The sequence below is a fragment of the Algibacter sp. genome, assembly GCF_049667265.1.
GTDB lineage: Bacteria > Bacteroidota > Bacteroidia > Flavobacteriales > Flavobacteriaceae > Algibacter_B.
The window spans coordinates 1-2,473 of record NZ_JBATHX010000428.1; the positions used below are offsets into that span (position 1 = coordinate 1).

Consider the following 2,473-nt stretch of genomic DNA (forward strand, 5'->3'; position numbering starts at 1 on the left):
TCTATAAAAAAAGCAACTGGATTTATAAGCTTGCTCAGAAAAAGAAAAATTGACATTATTTTTTCTTTTTTACCAAAGGACACCATTTTTAGTGGTATTTATGGAAAGATTGCCAAAGTGCCCTACATATTTGGGGGGATTAGAAATAGCCATGTGGCTTGGACTAAATTCGCAGCATTAAAATTAATCAATAACCGGTTGCTCAGTTTTACTATTGCAAATAACTTCGCTGCGTATGATTCATCAATTGATTTTGGGTTTAAAAAAAATGTGTTTGTTATCCCTAATGGAATAGAAATTAGAACCATTTCAAAAAGACTAAAAACTGATAAGAATTTAATTACCATCATTAGTCTAGGTAGGCTTGTTAAGCAGAAAGATTATGATACGGCAATAAAAAGTATTGCTAACCTTAAGCAAATACTTAATAAAAAATATAACATTAAATATAAAATTGTAGGTCAAGGCCCTGAGGAATCAGGAATTATTGATACTATAAAAAAATATGATGTTAGCGAAGAGGTGGAGCTTATTACCAACGCCACTAATATTTATGAATTGCTTGATGCTTCAGATATATATCTTTGTACGTCAACATTTGAAGGAATCTCTAATTCGATTATGGAAGCAATGAATTGTGGACTGCCAATTGTAGCAACAGACGCCGGGGACAATTCACGCCTGGTAATTAATGGTAAGAATGGTTTTGTCACACCTATTGGTGCTTATAAAGAGATTTCCCAACACTTAGCTTCGTTAATAGAATCTACCAATTTAAAAGAGGAAATGGGATTGGCGAGCTATGACCATTTAAAAGAGAATTTTGGCTATGAAACGTTTCAAAAAAAGTATTTGAACCTCATTGAAAATATTTCCACATTACAGATCCAAAACGGTGAACCAATTTTTTTGAATAAAATAGGATAAAATGAAAATACTCTTGCTTATCGATAGCCTTGTTTCAGGAGGTAGGGAAAGAAGATTAATCGAATTGATTAAAGGACTGCGAAAGTATCCTGATGTTGAGTTAAAGCTAGTTGTTTTTTCAGATAAAATTCATTATAACGAGATTTATGATCTTGACGTTCCAGTAATAATCTTAAAAAGAATACCGAAAAAAAATCCTATGGTTTTCTATTATTTGTATAAAATATGTAGAAATTGGAAGCCAGATTTAATGCATAGTTGGGGCACCATGTCAGCTATTTTTACGATTCCTTCTACCATTTTTCTCAAAATTAAATTAATTAATGGAAATGTTACCAATGCTCCTGCCAATATGAATTTTTTTGATAATGAATTGATTCGTGCCAAGCTGTCGTTTCCATTCTCCAAGGTAGTTGTTGGAAACTCAAAGGCTGGTTTGTCCGCTTACAAAGTACCTGAAAATAAGGGTTTATGTATATACAATGGTTTTGATATTAACAGGTTAATTAACCTTAAGGATAAAGCTTTAATAAGAAATCAATTTCATATAGAAAACGCCAAAGTAATTGGTATGGTAGGTGGTTTCTTTGATCGAAAAGATTATGATACTTATTTAAAAGCAGCGTTGCGTGTATTGAAACACCGAACTAATGTAACCTTTATGGCTATTGGAGAGGGGCCGAACCTTAAGAAATGCCAAGAGATAATTCCAGAAGCATATAAGTCATATTTCAAATTTACAGGCGTTAAAAAAGATGTTGAATCCATTATTAATATATTTGATATAGGTGTTTTATCCACTAATTCCAAAGTTCATGGCGAAGGTATTTCGAATGCTATATTAGAGTATATGGCATTAGGAAAACCAACGGTTGCAACTACAGGTGGCGGGACCAATGAAATTGTGGAACATATGAAAACAGGGATTTTAGTGCCTCCAAGTTCACCAGAAGCATTGGCGGAACAGTTAATCTATTTATTGGATAATCCAGCTGTGGCTAAGGAAATTGGGCTAAAAGGAAATTCTCAAATACAGGAAAAATTTAGCTTAGAAAAAATGACAAGTTCTTATTATAAATTATACGGAAAACTTTTAAATTAGTTTGAGTTGGTAGCTTGCCAAAGCTATTAAATAAATGGATCATCATTGATTAACAGTCATGAAAGAAAAGAAAAAAATAGTTTTTTTTGGAGTAAAATATTTCCCGTCAAAAGGCGGAACAAGTCGCGTTGTTGAAAGTATTCTTTGGGGATTAAAAGACCATTTTGATATTACAATTTATTGCTATAAAAATGAATTGGCAGCCCAAAACATACCAGGAATAAAAACTATTCAGTTTCCAGAAATTCATATTAAAGGGATAGGTGTGTTTTTGTATTTTTTAAGATGTTGTTTTCATTTAATGCTTAATGGTAAACATGATTTGGTCCATGTTCACAAAACTGATGCCGCTTTTTTTCTTCCCATATTGGAAAGAAAATTTAAAGTAGTTTCTACGTCGCATGCCATTCCGCATTATGATGATAAATGGTCAAAAGTAGGCAA

Annotated in this window: 3 protein-coding genes; all 3 read left to right on the forward strand. The window is 32.3% G+C overall.

What is annotated here, in order from left to right; all coding sequences use genetic code 11:
* A partial coding sequence (locus tag WBN21_RS14995) for a glycosyltransferase (protein WP_424201686.1) occupies window positions 1-927 on the forward strand: 927 nt, incomplete at its 5' end.
* A 1-nt stretch (window position 928) separates the two neighbouring features.
* On the forward strand, window positions 929-2,029 hold the full coding sequence (locus tag WBN21_RS15000; protein ID WP_424201688.1) for a glycosyltransferase: 1,101 nt from the start codon (window positions 929-931) through the stop codon (window positions 2,027-2,029).
* 58 nt (window positions 2,030-2,087) lie between these two features.
* Window positions 2,088-2,473, forward strand: a 386-nt coding sequence (locus WBN21_RS15005) for a hypothetical protein (RefSeq protein WP_424201690.1), incomplete at its 3' end; no start/stop codon positions are given.